The organism is Rhodococcus sp. P-2 (assembly GCF_016598535.1).
GTDB classification, from domain to species: Bacteria; Actinomycetota; Actinomycetes; order Mycobacteriales; family Mycobacteriaceae; genus Rhodococcus_F; species Rhodococcus_F baikonurensis.
This window is the reverse complement of sequence record NZ_CP066779.1, coordinates 3800665-3813879: the sequence shown is the minus strand read 5'-3', so window position 1 is coordinate 3813879 and position 13215 is coordinate 3800665. Positions and strand designations below refer to the sequence as shown.

The following is a 13215-nucleotide window of genomic DNA, read 5'->3' as shown; positions in this document are numbered from 1 at the left end:
CGGCTCTGTTCCGGAAAGGACTGCACTGCAATGAAACACAAGGTCATCGTGTGGGGTACGGGCGTCGTGGGCAAGTTGGTCATCCGCGAACTGCTCGATCATCCCGAATTCGAACTGGTCGGCGTGATCGTGCACAACCCCGACAAGGACGGCGTCGACGTCGGCACGCTCATCGGAGTCGAGCCGGTGGGGCTGGTAGCCACGATCGACAGTGAGGCAGCCCTGGCCGTCGATGCCGACGCCGTTGCATACTTCGGTCCGACTGCGGAGTTCGCCGTCGAGAACATCGCGAACATGTCGCGCTCCCTGCTGTCGGGTAAGCACGTGGTGTCGACGTCGATGACGCCGTTGGTCTACCCGAAGGCCTGCCCCGAAGAAATGCTCGCGGACCTCGAAAAGGCGTGTCGCGAAAGCGGAAAGTCGTGCTTCACCACGGGAATCGATCCGGGATTTGCCAACGATCTCTTCCCGCTGACGCTCATGGGGGTGTGTGGCCGCGTAGACAGCGTACGGGTGCAGGAACTGTTGGACTATGCGAACTACGCAGGTGACTACAGTTCGACGATGGGAATCGGCGTCTCGGTGGATACGCCGGCGGTACTCGAGATTCCCGAGGTGCTGATCTTCGCATGGGGTCACACCATTCCGATGATCGCCGACGCCGTCGGGGTCAAGTTGGACCGCATCGACACCGTGTACGAGAAGTGGGCGGCTACCGAACCGATCACGTATCCGTTCGGAGTCATCGAGCCTGGCCAATGTGCCGCAGTCCGATTCGAGATCCGCGGTTGGGTGGGAGACGACGCGAAGATCGTGATCGAGCACGTCAACCGCATCACCAACGACGCAGCAACGCACTGGCCCAGAGCAACTTCCGTGGAGAACGACGTCTATCGCGTCATCATCAAAGGTAGTCCGGACATCACGCAGGAAACGGCGTTCCGTGGAGCGCTCGACGGGGATCCGATCACCGGAGGGTGCCTGGCGACGGGAATGCGAGCGATCAATGCCATTCCGATGCTCGACGGGATCGAGGCCGGGCTCGTTTCGGCGCTGGATCTCCCCCTTGTCGCCGGGCGAGGCACCATCCGATCATGAAGGTGCTCTTGACCGGAGCCTTCGGGAACATCGGTTCGCACGTTCTGGCGGAGCTCGTGCGCCGAGGCCACGATGTTCGTTGTCTTGCGCTGGCAACTCCCGAGGATCGCAAGCGGGCGAGTGCCTTTCGCGCCGTCGAAACGGTCTGGGGAGATATTCGTGACTACCAGACGGTCGAGGCTGCAGTGGCGGGTATCGAGGTCGTAGTTCACTTGGCTGCAGTCATTCCGCCCGCCAGCGAGCTCGATGTTGCTGGTGCGGAGAAGGTCAACGTCGAGGGAACCCGTAACGTCGTCACGGCAGCGCTGTCGCAGAGTGATCCGCCCAAACTTGTCTTTGCATCGACATTCGATGTTCACGGCCGAACGATGCATCGGAAACCTCCTCGTAGAGTGGATGATCCACTCGAGGCGACGGATGGGTACACCGCCCACAAGATCGAGGGTGAACGCATAGTGCGAGAGTCCGGTCTGACGTGGTTCATACCGCGGTTAGCCGACGTTCCGATCATCGGCGCGCGTGGAGCCGATCCCATCATGTTCGAGATCGGTTTGGACAACAGGATCGAAGTGCTGCACCCCGACGACGCTGCTGTCGCACTTGCCAACGCGCTGGAGACGCCGCAGGTGTGGGGCCGGGTGCTCTTCGTCGGTGGTGGTGAGTCTTGTCAGGTGACCTATCGCGAATATCTGGCGAGAATGCTGCGGGCAATGGGGTTGGAACCGTTGCCCGATAGTGCCTTCAGTGGCAAGGAGTACGTGACCGACTGGGTGGACACCGAGGAAAGTCAGCGGTTGTTGCGGTATCAGAGCCGAAGTTTCGACGACATCACCGCCGACATCGCAGCCACGCTCGGCTGGAAACGGTGGATCATTCCGGCGGTCAAACCGTTGGTGAGAAGATCGATGCTGAAGATGTCGCCCTATCTTTGATCGTCAGTCCATTCGGCCGGCTGTGGAAGACTGGTTCCATGAAGCGGATGTCGAGAACTGTCCTTTCTTGCGGAATCATCGCGGCGTCGGTGACCGGAGCTGTGACGAGCTGCAGTTCTTCCGACACCTCGGTGGCGCCGACTACCTCGTCGTCTGTGACTACCACGGCAGCCGTACCGCCTACGGGTGTACCGCCTACGAGTGCCTTGCCACCATCGACGCCGGAATCCGAACGCGCCCTCTTCGACGCTGTGGACCGCAATGATCCGGCAGCGATCACCGCTGCCTTGGGCGCCGGCGCGAACATCGAAGCTCGCGGCGAAGATGAACGTACTCCGCTCGTCGAGGCCACCAAGAACAACGCCGTCGCCGCGGCGTCGACGTTGATTCTTGCCGGGGCAGACGTGAATGCGAAGGACTCCATGCAGGATTCGGCTTTCCTGTATTCCGGAGCCGAGGGATTGAACGAGATTCTGGCGCTCACGCTCACCCACGGCGCGGACGTCGACAGCGTGAACCGTTACGGCGGTACGGCTCTGATTCCCGCGAGTGAACACGCGCATGTCGAGACGGTCCGGATGCTGATCGCTGCCGGGGTCCCGGTCGATCACGTCAATGATCCAGGGTGGACTGCCCTACTCGAAGCTGTCGTCTACGGTGACGGATCCGCGCGCTATGTCGATGTGATCACCCAGCTACTCGACGCAGGGGCAGATCCCTCGATCCGGGATGCGTCGGGAAAGACGGCGTTGGACAATGCCGAAAGTCGTGGTCAGGCAGACGTTGTGGCGCTGCTTCAATCGCGGATCTGACGCCAACGAGTCGGGCTGACTCCGTAAGCCTGCCGAAAGCGTCGGCTGAAGTGGCCGGCGTCGACGAAGCCTGCCCGGTGGGCGATGGCCGCGATCGGCAGGTCGGCGGTGGCCGGTCCACGAAGTTCTTCACGAGCCTTCCGCAGACGCTGGGTGATGATCCACTGTTCGATCCGAAAGTCGTTGTCCGAGCAGATCTTGTACAGCTGTCGCAGTGAGATGTTGTGGGCGTGGGCAATTCGTGCGGGATGCAGCGCCGGATCGTGAAGGTGTTCGCGGATGTATCGACGGATCGAGGTCATGGCGAGTGCCGATCTCGGGGTCGACACGTGGGGATTCGCATGCGCGATCGAGGTGACCAACGCGCGCGCGAGTTCGATCGAAGCCTCACCCAGTTGTTCGGCCGCAGGATCGGTGTCCAGTAGGTCGGCGCCACGGAACAATTCGCGAACGTGCGCAATCATCAAGGGGTACAGGTTGCTGTGATGAGGCCGGGTAGCTGCGTCGCGGACGGTGTCGATCGGCAATCCCAGCCGATCCATCGGAACGTAGAGGCACTGGGAAGCGCCCGTTCCCGACCAGGAGAAATCGTAGGTCGAGGTCAGGTCCGTCATGAGGAGTTCACCGGCCGGGACCCTGCGCTGTGATTGGTACTGGTCGAGATGGCCGATTCCACTCTCCTGCAGAGCAATCGCAAGAACGGGCATCGATGTGGACCGGACGTGGTGTGGGGCACGGGTCAATCGCATCCCGGTCGACTCGGAGCGGAACAGTGATGCAGCGCCCAGATTCCACACGTTCATTCTTGCGCTCACCCGATCCGGGTTCTCCATGTGGATTGCGCACGGAACCGAGGCGCGACCCATCGCGTCGACAAAGGCGTCCGTGCGTTGGTCAGGCTCCAACACGGAGGTATCCAGGAGCAAAGCCATGCAGGCTTGATACCCCGCGATGCGGACGCTCAACCAGAAGCTGTGCAGTGTGAGCCCAGAAGTCTGCACGGACAGTCATGTCCGTCGCACCCGGTGTTTCTAGGATCGAAACGGGCATGTCCCGGCTTACCGCAGTTTCTCGCTTTTCGACGAGAGTGAAGGAAACGCATGAAGATCTCACGTGTATTCACAGCAGTTCTGGCAATGCTCATGACAGTCGCGGCCGGACTGATCTTCGGCTCTGGTGCCGCGGTGGCAAGCCCCAAGCCGACTGTCGTTCTGGTTCACGGCGCCTTTGCCGACGCGACCAGTTGGGACGGCGTCGCCGCCGACTTACGTTCGCGCGGCTATCGAGTCGTGGTACCGGACAATCCTCTGCGTGGACCCGCTTACGATGCGTCCGTGATCGAGAAGACGGTTGCGGACATCGACGGACCCGTCGTGCTAGTGGGCCACTCGTACGGCGGAGCGGTGATCACCAACGTCCACGATCCGAAGGTGCAGTCGTTGGTGTACATCGCGGCGTTTGCTCCGGTTCAGGGAGAACCGGTACAGATCACGATCGATCCGATTCGATTCCCGGGCAGCCAATTGCTGCCGCCGGCTCTGGGATTGAAGATCGTGGACGATCCTCACGCGATCGGCGGTAAGAACGTCGACGGCTATGTCACGGACGAGTATTTCCATTCCGTCTTCGCTCAGGACGTTTCCGACGAGACAGCGGCAACGATGTTGGCGCATCAGAAGTCCGCGGCTCTGTGGGCGAACCTCGAGCTCGGCGGGCCTCCGTCGTGGGCGAACACACCGAGTTGGTATCTGGTCGCCGGTGAAGACCGAGTGATCCCTGCGACGGCGCAGCGGTTCATGGCAAATCGGATGGGAGCGAACACGAGCGAACTCCCGACGTCGCATGCATCGCTGGTTTCACAGCCGGGGGCAGTGGCAGACGTGATCGTGGCGGCCGCTCACGGATGAGTGAGCGACCGCCACGAGAGAAGAACCAGGGTCAGGCGGACACGATCACCGAGGAGCCATGGCCGAACAGGCCCTGGTTGGCGGTGATTCCGATGCGAGCACCTTCGACCTGGCGGCCTTCGGCCTGTCCACGAAGCTGCCAGGTGAGCTCGCAGACCTGCGCAAGTGCCTGTGCGGGAACGGCTTCGCCGAAGCACGCGAGTCCACCGGACGGATTGACCGGGATGCGGCCGCCGATGCTGGTGTCACCCGCACGCAGAAGGTGCTCCGCCTCGCCCCGCTTGCACAGCGCGAGGTCTTCGATCCAGTCCAGTTCCACCGAGGTGGCGAGGTCGTAGACCTCGGCGACGTCGACGTCCTCGGGAGAGATCCCGGCTTCCTCGTACGCGGCGTAGCCGATGGATTCCTTGAACGTGCGCTCCGGAGCGGGGACGGCAGAGCTGGAATCGGTGGAGAAGTTCGGCATGTCCATGATCGTCTGCGGGAAAGTCGGCGTGACCGTCGAAATAGCCTTGATGCGAACAGGTTCCGCGATGCCCATCTTGCGGGCGTATTCCATCGACGTCAGCAAGATTGCTGCGCCGCCGTCGGACGTCGCGCAGATGTCGAGCAGGTGAAGGGGATTGGACACCACGGGGGAGGCCAACACGTTCTCGACGGTGACTTCCTTGCGGTAGCGCGCATTCGGATTATTGAGCCCGTGCTTGGCGTTCTTGACCTTCACGTTGGCGAAGTCCTCCGCGGTGGCGCCGTAGAGGTCGATGCGCCGACGCGCGTTGAGCGCGAAGTACGCCGGGTTGGTCATACCCATGAGGCGGAAGCGCAGCCAGTCCGGGTCGTCCCAACGCTCACCGGCGACGGGGGCGAGGAAACCTTTGGGGGTGGTGTCGGCACCGACGACCAGGGCAACTTCGCTGAGGCCGGCCAGGATTCGTGCGCGAGCTGTGTCGAGTGCCTGGGCTCCCGTCGCGCACGCTGCGTACGACGTGGCGACGCGAGCGCCGTTCCAGCCGAGGGCCTGAGCGAACGTGGCTCCGGCGACGTATCCGCCGTATCCGTTGCGGACAGTTTCGCCGCCGACGATGAAGTCGACGTCCTGCCAATTCACACCCGAATCGGCGAGCGCGGCGCGAGCGGCGGCAACGCCGTATTTCACGAACGACTGCCCCCACTTGCCCCAGGGGTGCATGCCCACACCGAGTACTGCGACGTCCTTGCTCATGACTTCGACTCCTGATCGGCGGCGACAGGCTTCCAGCGCCACGTCGTACGAACTCCGGTTTCGTCCGTGTACAGCGGCTCGACAACCAATTCGACGGTATTGCCGACCTTGAGATCGTCGACGCCGAATCCGTCGGCCACCTGGCCGAGGATGACGATCCCCTCGGGCAGCTCGACTGCTGCGAGAGCAAAGGGCTCGTACGGATCCGAGCGCGGGATGTACGGCGGCGGGGGCTGGTACTGCGCGTCGGTGTACGACCAGACGGTGCCGCGGCGGGAGAGTTCCACGTCGTCGAACTCCTCGCTGAAGCAGCTCGGGTTCTTGCAGAACGTCGCCTCACGAGGGAAGGAAATGGTGCCGCAGGATTGGCACTTCGTGCCGATCAGAGCAGGTTCGTCGCCGGTGGTGAACCAACCCTCTACTGCAGGCGTCACACTCCCGTTCGGCGCCGGCGTTGCAGTCTCGCTCATGCAATCCTCATCTGGTTGGCGAGCCTGATCCGGGGGATCGTGGGCCCGCTGTGCCGCTTACTGGAACAGGTTGCAGTATTACACGATTTCGGCCGCTGACGGGCAAAAATTTTCGCTGAGTGGGACGCTGCCGGAACGCAGACGGCCCCGCCGGGCAGACGAGTCTGCAGGCGGGGCCGTGTGCGTGAAAGTAGCTGTTTACCTGTAGCGGATCAGCGAGCGCGAACGGGTCGACCGAATCGACGCGCCGGTTTCACCCGGGCCGCAGCGTCGAGGATGGAGGTGATCTCGACCTGATCCAGAACCTTTTCGCGGACACGGTCGTGCGCAGCGCCGCGTTCCAGTTCCGCCTTGTCGATGGCGTGCCAGCCCTCGCGGTCGACTACGTCGGACTGTCGCGCCCGGACCAGACGATCGACTGCGGAGTCGTCGGCGACAGGGTTGGTCAGGCGGCCGTCGTTGAAGTCGTCGACGAGCATCCTGATCGTTTCCTGCGCGCAGGACTTGTTGGTGCCGATGAACCCACTCGGTCCGCGCTTGATCCAACCGGTCGCGTAGACGCCGGTGGCGGGATCGCCGTTCGGAGCTTCGAGGACGCGGCCGTTCTCGTTCGGAATGACCGAAGCCCGCTCGTCGAACGGGACGCCGGGGATGGGCACTCCGCGGTAGCCGATCGAGGTGAGGACCAAACCGGCATCGATGGTCTCGGTATCGCCGGTCGCCTCGATCTGTACGGTTCCGTTGCCGTCGACAAGGGCGTTGCGAGCGAACTCGATTCCGCTGACCTGATCATCACCGGTGATCGAGGTCGGTGTGAGCAGGTAGCGCAACGTGATGCGCTTGTTGCCGACGTCGACGTGATCGCGGTTCTTCAGGGTTTCGAGTAGCCGCAACTTCTGCTCGACGGCATGCGGGAGCTCGCCGCGTTTTGCCAGTTCTTCGGTGGCCGAGTCGAGCACCATGTCGTCGGGGCCGACGGACAGTTCGATGTCCGGCAGTGCCATCAGGCCGGTGAACTCGGGGACTGTGAACGCGGACTGCGCGATTCCGCGTCGACCCACGATGACAACTTCTTCGACGCGACTCTTCCGCAGAGCGGCGAGTGCGTGAGCGGAGATGTCGGTACCCGCCAACTTCTCGGGATCGGCCGTCAGGATGCGAGCGACGTCGAGGGCGACGTTTCCGTTTCCGATGATGACGGCGCGGCGATGCGAGAGGTCGAAGACGTCGTCGGCGTGATCGGGGTGGCCGTTGTACCAGGCCACGAAGTCCGTGGCCGAGGCCGTGCCCGGCAGATCAGCACCGGGGATGCCGAGGCCACGATCGGACGATGCGCCGACCGCGTAGAGCACCGCATGGTGATTCTCGAGCAATTCGCTGTGCGAGATGTGCTTGCCGATCTCGACGTTGAGGTAGAACTCGAAACCCTTTTGTGCGGCGATCTTGTCGAACAAGCGAGTGACCTGCTTGGTCTTCTGATGGTCCGGAGCAACGCCGGCGCGAACCAGGCCGTAAGGCACAGGAAGGCGATCGAAGACGTTGACCTGCACGTCAGGCTGGGTCAGCAACTCGTCCGCGGCGTACATCGCCGACGGTCCGGAACCGACGATCGCAACGTGCAACGGCGGTCGGCCCTTGTCGACGTGCGCTGCCGGGATGACCTTGGCGAGAAGCGGCCTGGGCCGCTCTTCCTTGTAGAAGTCCGCATTGATGGACAGGAATACCCGCTGAGGGTCGGTCAGCTTCGACTCGGGGACGATGGCATCGACCGGGCAGGCCGAGACGCATGCGCCACAGTCGACGCAGGCCTGCGGATCGATATGCAGCATCTCGGCGGTGAGGAAGTCCGGCTCGTCCGGCGTCGGATGGATGCAGTTGACCGGGCAGGCGTAGACGCACGAGGCGTCGCTGCAACAGGACTGCGTGACTACGTGTGGCATGGCGCTATGAGTCCGATCTCGACTGTCCGGGAGCTACGCGGCGGCGTTGTGCGAGCTGCGGTGAGGTTCGCTGCGGAAGCGTGATGCGCGGCCGTCCATCTTGCAGGCCTTCCACACCAGGCGCGAGGCACGGTTCATCAGGCCGGTGTCGGTGGCCAGCATGCGGACGTCACCGAAGTAGTTGCGCAGGGTCTGACGCGATTCGGGCAGATCCCAGAACAGGTCCTTCTTCACGGACTTCGGGATGTCGAACTGCTTCCAGAAGGACTTCGGCGGGATGACGATGGCGTCACAGAGAATGCGCATGACGATCGGGAACAGCAGCGAGAGGACGAACCGGTTCGGGCGTGACATCAGCGGGATGCGACGGCTCAGAAGCTTGTGAGCGAACGAGATGTGACGTGCTTCCTCGGCTACGTGGATGGCCATGACCGACTGCATGATCGGGTGGATCTGGCCGCCGGCGCGCAGGATGCTCTTCTGAATGTGGTCGATCGGCTCTTCACCGGCGAGGACACCGACGAAGAACAGTTCGGGGAACGGACCCGCAGCAAGGGGGATGAAGGGTGCAAGCATCTTCATCGGACGGCTCATGCCGGGAGCGTCGGCACCGATGCGGTTGACCATCTCCTGGAACATCATCGTGTGGTTGCACTCTTCGACGGACTCGTGCGTGCAGTAGCGCGCCTCGGCCGAATCGTTGGGCAGCGAGAAGACGTACTGCATCATGCCGCGGATCAGGATGTTCTCGAACTGGAGACCGACCTTCGCGACGTTGGCCTGGCGCCACATGCCGATTTCGATCTGCTTGGCCTCGGACTGCGACTGGTACCAGGGGTGTGCACCCAACGGGTCAGTCTCGGCCGGGAGGATCCAACGGCGATCGTTCGGGACGACGGCAAACTCGGGGGAGTCCCAGTCGATGTCGAGGTACGGGTCGAAGTGCTTGTGCACCGAGCCCTCGGACAGGAGTCGAAGCGTCTCGTTGTACGAGTCGTCGGATGCTTCTCCGCGCTTGTCGAGCGGCGATGTGAGCGTCATGGCGTCTCCTCTTCGTTTCGGTCACCGCTGGTATTTCTCGCGGTGTTCGGTGGAATCGAGGGCCGGTTGTGTGATCGCTGGCACTCGGTCTGGATTTAATGTAACTCGAGGTATCAGGAAAAGCTAGTGGCAGATACTCCTGGATCTCGACGAATTCTTGACACGGTCGAAACAGCGCCATAACTTACTTTTGAGTAATTTCCGCGGTGCGCTCGAAGTTGGCTGTTCAGGGATGGGTTCGCACCGAAACGCACGTGAAGATCGAACCGAGGCCGATGTGATCAGAACGCTGCTCAGCAATATTGCCTTGAGTCCGCCGACGCGTTTGCGCTCTCTTGTTCCGTCGCGTGGCGTCACACTCTCCGACAAGACGATCGTTCTGACAGGAGCTTCCTCGGGGATCGGTGAGGCGACTGCTCATCTCTTGGCCCGCCGAGGGGCCGAGATGATCCTGGTTGCGCGCGGTGAGGAAAACCTCGAACACGTACGCGACGAGATCCACCGCAAGGGCGGATGGGCGCACATCGTGCCTGCGGACCTATCCCGTGGGGAAGCTGTCGACGAACTCGCGGAGACGATCGCGGATCGATTCGGGTCGATCGACATCCTCGTCAACAATGCGGGGCGCTCGATCCGGCGTACTGCGTTGGATTCGGTCGACCGATTCCACGACTACGAGCGCACCATGGCGCTGAATTACTTCGGACCTACACGACTGACGTTGCGTCTGCTGCCCGCGATGCTCGAGGCGAAGGCCGGGCACATCATCAACGTCGGAACCTGGGGAGTCACTGCCGGGGTGATGCCGAGGTTCAGCGCCTACCACGCGTCGAAGTCTGCGCTCAGTGCCTTCGGCCGAAGCCTCGGCGCGGAATGTCACGGCACTGGCGTCGACGTCACCACAGTGCAATTCCCGCTCATACGAACACCGATGATCGCGCCGACGGCGGATTACGTGAGCCAGCCGGCGCTGACGGCCGATCAAGCTGCATCGTGGATCTTGCGGGCGATCAATACGCGTCCCGTCGAGCTGTATCCGCGGTACGCGGGGCTGTTACGAGCGATCGACGTCGTATCTCCCTCGGCTACAGATGCACTCGTGCGTAGAGCTGGGATTTGAAGGGTTGGGATCTGACCAAAAACGCGCGTCAGTACCGGGGCATGGTTCGTCCCCGGTACTGATGTATTCAATTGTCGCGATTCACGCCGCTGTGGGTGGGCTGTTCCCGCCGATCGGCTGTTGATACGGGTCGATCGACATCGGCGGATAGAACACCGACTTCCGATCCGCTCCGATCTCCACTCTCCATTCCGTGTGGTGCAGTGTCCGGTGATGGTGGCCGCACAACAAGATCAGATTGTCGAGATCTGTTGGGCCACCATCGTTCCAGTGAACGATATGATGGGCGTCGCACCACCCCGATGGCGTCCCACACCCCGGAAACGCACACCCGCCATCACGAACTGCCAACGCCCGCCGCTGCGGAACGGTCGCCGTTCTCGCTTCCTTACCGCAGTCGAGCGGAACACCATTTTCATCCAACAAAATTCGGGTGACGGTGCAGTCGCAGGCCAGCATCCGGGCCGTGTCGATACTGATCGGGCCCACCCAATCGGCCCACGCGAACCCCAGTTCCTCAGTGGACGGCAACAGATCTTTCAGAGCTTTCAGATCCGTCATGTCTTTCGCACTGGCCGTTACCGTGATGTGCGGTTTCACCCCACCCTCGATCGGACCCAACCCCGCCCGCTCATACCGCCGCAGCAGTTCGCAGAACCCGTCCGCGCGCCGTAAAGCCGGCGTACGAGTGTCCTTGACACCGTCCTTCTCCGGCGTCGGAGCCGACAGGCTCGACAACAACGTGATCAACCGCGCCCCGTTCACCGCATCCAAATCACCCTTCACGGTCACCCGCCCGTACAAGCCTTTCGAGGCGTAGAACTCATTCCGCTCAGAGTCTTCCCCGACCGGAACACCGTCCTCACGGTTGCCGTACTGCTTCTCGATCCGCCGAATCGCCGCACGCACCGCATCACAATCGGCAATGTTCTTCGACGCCAGATCAAGCAGAATCCTGCGGGCCTTCTCCACATCCGCCAGGGTCATGTTCTTCGGTGGATGCTGACAAAACGACGCCACCTGACGCGCCTTCAACGCATCCACATCACCCCGATGAAACGCATCGCCCACCACAGGTTCGAGCATCAACAACCGCGCCAACCCCACCAGCAGACTGCACTCACCGATCTCCAGATTCGTCGAACCATGCAACCACTGCGCGATCGCCCGAAACCCCTTCCCCACCGAGAACATCCCGGGAAAACATCTCCACGATCAACAGCACCATCCGCGACTGCAACTCGTGACGGACACGCACCAGATCCAGAACCTCACCCTTGAGGTCCTCACCATCCAGCTGCCACGCATCCCGACTGTCCATGCAACAATCATATTCGAACAAAAATTCGAACGCAAGAAGAAATTGATCGAAAACTGCTGATGTTAAACCGATTTCGACATTTCGGACATTCGGTTCTCGGCGGGCTGCCGACGCAGTCCGTGTGCGCCGACGAGTGCGAGCGCCATCATCAACCCGGAGCACAACAGCATCACGGCAGTCTCGATGAACTGAAAATGCCAGTACCGGCTCTGCGGGTGATAGACCACGGCATAGTGATCGATTCCCTGTTCTCGAAGGCAGTTGTCGACTTCGAGGGCTTGCTGCTGGCGATCGGAATTGTCTGAGCCCCAGCATATTGTGTAGTCGGCGTCGATCATGTTGCCGTCCGTATCGGCGAAGCCGGCTCCGATGACCCATCTCGAGTCGAGATTTCTATACGGCGACGGTGCGTATTCCGCTGCACGGGCCAGTCCGTCGATGGGTTGGACGTCAATGTCCGGGGCCGTGTAATACTCGCGGACCATCGCGCTCAGTGCGACGGGCACGATGAAGAACACGAGGAGAGTCGTGACCATTGCGACGACGGTGTTGCGGATGAGCAATGCGGCTGCGCTGCCGGTACTCATCGCCAGAAAGGCGTAGGCGCCGACGGCGATTCCCGTCGTTTGAAAATTGGGGAACTCCATCAAGGAAAACGAGGTGGCTTCATCTGTTGCCTGTCCCCGGCCCAGTGTATGGGTCCAGCCGAGCACCAGGCCCAGGACTGTCATCGCAAGTGTGATGGGAACGAAGGCCACCAGGACTCGAAGGAAATACCATCGAACAAGGCCGGTGGACTCGCGAAGGTCGAGATTCTCGGGGCCCTGCTCGAAGTCTCGGGAGAAAGTGGTGACACCCACCAGCATTCCTGAGACAAACGGAAGAAGAAGAACAAGAAGCGCCGTCAAGGTGAGAGCGGTGTCGGCGCGGCAACCGCCGCCTCCGTCGTACCAGCGCGAGCAGATGTCCCCGAAGTCCCAACTCTCGCCCGAACGCTGAACGAACCAGCCTGAAACGGCGGCTGTCAATATCAGGAGGAATATCACCGCCAACGACCATAGGATCTGCCCTCGACATTGCCTCCAGGTCGCGTAGATCATCGGCGAATGCAGCTCGGTGAAGTGTGGATGCGTTCCATGATGAAACAATACTGTTCGTTTGGTAATCCGCCTGGACTTCGAAAGCCGATACCCCGGACCTGCTCCGAGGTATCGGCCCGAGGTCAGAGGCAGAAGAAACTGAGCGAACTGATTGCCGCGTTCTGCTCGAGCTGGCCGGCGTCTCCGACATTGCCGGCGGCGACTGACAGATCTTGAAGGGAGAGAATAGCGTCCATTGTCATTTCCTTTGTT

11 protein-coding genes and 1 pseudogene are annotated in these 13215 nt (G+C 61.7%); 5 read left to right on the top strand and 7 right to left on the bottom strand.

Annotated features, from left to right (window positions below):
* Positions 1–30 precede the first annotated feature (30 nt).
* The 3 genes from I7X09_RS18110 to I7X09_RS18100 are packed head-to-tail and all read left to right on the top strand — an operon-like array spanning position 31 to position 2842.
* A complete protein-coding gene (locus I7X09_RS18110; protein ID WP_200313199.1) occupies positions 31–1098 on the top strand; it encodes an NAD(P)H-dependent amine dehydrogenase family protein in 1068 nt (355 codons plus the stop codon).
* Entirely contained in the window at positions 1095–2030 is a 936-nt protein-coding gene (locus I7X09_RS18105) for an NAD-dependent epimerase/dehydratase family protein (protein WP_200313198.1), read from the top strand. The genes I7X09_RS18110 and I7X09_RS18105 overlap by 4 nt, the downstream gene beginning before the upstream one ends.
* Positions 2031–2068: 38 nt before the next feature.
* Positions 2069–2842: an ankyrin repeat domain-containing protein gene (locus tag I7X09_RS18100; protein WP_200313197.1), complete on the top strand. Its 774-nt coding sequence runs from the start codon at positions 2069–2071 to the stop codon at positions 2840–2842.
* Here I7X09_RS18100 and I7X09_RS18095 read toward each other — a convergent pair.
* Positions 2827–3774: a helix-turn-helix domain-containing protein gene (locus I7X09_RS18095; protein ID WP_200313196.1), complete on the bottom strand. Its 948-nt coding sequence runs from the start codon at positions 3772–3774 to the stop codon at positions 2827–2829. The genes I7X09_RS18100 and I7X09_RS18095 overlap by 16 nt on opposite strands.
* A gap of 168 nt (positions 3775–3942) precedes the next feature.
* Here I7X09_RS18095 and I7X09_RS18090 point away from each other — a divergent pair, with 168 nt between their 5' ends.
* Entirely contained in the window at positions 3943–4749 is an 807-nt protein-coding gene (locus I7X09_RS18090; RefSeq protein ID WP_095972325.1) for an alpha/beta fold hydrolase, read from the top strand.
* 31 nt (positions 4750–4780) lie between these two features.
* Here the strand turns inward: I7X09_RS18090 and I7X09_RS18085 are convergent, their stop codons facing one another.
* The 4 genes from I7X09_RS18085 to I7X09_RS18070 all read right to left on the bottom strand — a co-directional run bounded on the left by I7X09_RS18085 (position 4781) and on the right by I7X09_RS18070 (position 9422).
* Positions 4781–5971, bottom strand: coding sequence for a lipid-transfer protein (locus I7X09_RS18085; protein ID WP_020909545.1), 1191 nt, complete (start codon positions 5969–5971; stop codon positions 4781–4783).
* Positions 5968–6441, bottom strand: a complete 474-nt coding sequence (locus I7X09_RS18080) for a Zn-ribbon domain-containing OB-fold protein (RefSeq protein WP_095972327.1) — start codon at positions 6439–6441, stop codon at positions 5968–5970. Before I7X09_RS18080 ends, I7X09_RS18085 begins: the two co-directional genes overlap by 4 nt.
* Before the next feature lie 212 nt (positions 6442–6653).
* A complete protein-coding gene (locus I7X09_RS18075) occupies positions 6654–8381 on the bottom strand; it encodes an FAD-dependent oxidoreductase (protein WP_200313195.1) in 1728 nt (575 codons plus the stop codon).
* Between the two features lie 33 nt (positions 8382–8414).
* Entirely contained in the window at positions 8415–9422 is a 1008-nt protein-coding gene (locus tag I7X09_RS18070) for an AurF N-oxygenase family protein (RefSeq protein WP_124568020.1), read from the bottom strand.
* A 232-nt stretch (positions 9423–9654) separates the two neighbouring features.
* Here I7X09_RS18070 and I7X09_RS18065 point away from each other — a divergent pair, with 232 nt between their 5' ends.
* Positions 9655–10542 carry an SDR family oxidoreductase gene (locus tag I7X09_RS18065; protein WP_200313194.1) on the top strand — a complete coding sequence of 296 codons (888 nt, stop codon included), beginning with the start codon at positions 9655–9657 and terminating at the stop codon, positions 10540–10542.
* Positions 10543–10623: 81 nt separating this feature from the next.
* Here I7X09_RS18065 and I7X09_RS18060 read toward each other — a convergent pair.
* Together I7X09_RS18060 and I7X09_RS18055 are read right to left on the bottom strand one after the other, a co-directional pair.
* Positions 10624–11863, bottom strand: a pseudogene (locus tag I7X09_RS18060) (DUF222 domain-containing protein).
* 62 nt (positions 11864–11925) lie between these two features.
* On the bottom strand, positions 11926–12909 hold the full coding sequence (locus tag I7X09_RS18055) for a hypothetical protein (protein ID WP_200313193.1): 984 nt from the start codon (positions 12907–12909) through the stop codon (positions 11926–11928).
* Positions 12910–13215 lie beyond the last annotated feature (306 nt).

Coding starts and splice junctions, on each gene's coding strand:
- I7X09_RS18110 (WP_200313199.1), top strand. CDS start 31: ATGAAACACAAGGTCATCGTGTGGGGTACGGGCGTCGTGGGCAAGTTG.
- I7X09_RS18105 (WP_200313198.1), top strand. CDS start 1,095: ATGAAGGTGCTCTTGACCGGAGCCTTCGGGAACATCGGTTCGCACGTT.
- I7X09_RS18100 (WP_200313197.1), top strand. CDS start 2,069: ATGAAGCGGATGTCGAGAACTGTCCTTTCTTGCGGAATCATCGCGGCG.
- I7X09_RS18095 (WP_200313196.1), bottom strand. CDS start 3,774: ATGGCTTTGCTCCTGGATACCTCCGTGTTGGAGCCTGACCAACGCACG.
- I7X09_RS18090 (WP_095972325.1), top strand. CDS start 3,943: ATGAAGATCTCACGTGTATTCACAGCAGTTCTGGCAATGCTCATGACA.
- I7X09_RS18085 (WP_020909545.1), bottom strand. CDS start 5,971: ATGAGCAAGGACGTCGCAGTACTCGGTGTGGGCATGCACCCCTGGGGC.
- I7X09_RS18080 (WP_095972327.1), bottom strand. CDS start 6,441: ATGAGCGAGACTGCAACGCCGGCGCCGAACGGGAGTGTGACGCCTGCA.
- I7X09_RS18075 (WP_200313195.1), bottom strand. CDS start 8,381: ATGCCACACGTAGTCACGCAGTCCTGTTGCAGCGACGCCTCGTGCGTC.
- I7X09_RS18070 (WP_124568020.1), bottom strand. CDS start 9,422: ATGACGCTCACATCGCCGCTCGACAAGCGCGGAGAAGCATCCGACGAC.
- I7X09_RS18065 (WP_200313194.1), top strand. CDS start 9,655: ATGGGTTCGCACCGAAACGCACGTGAAGATCGAACCGAGGCCGATGTG.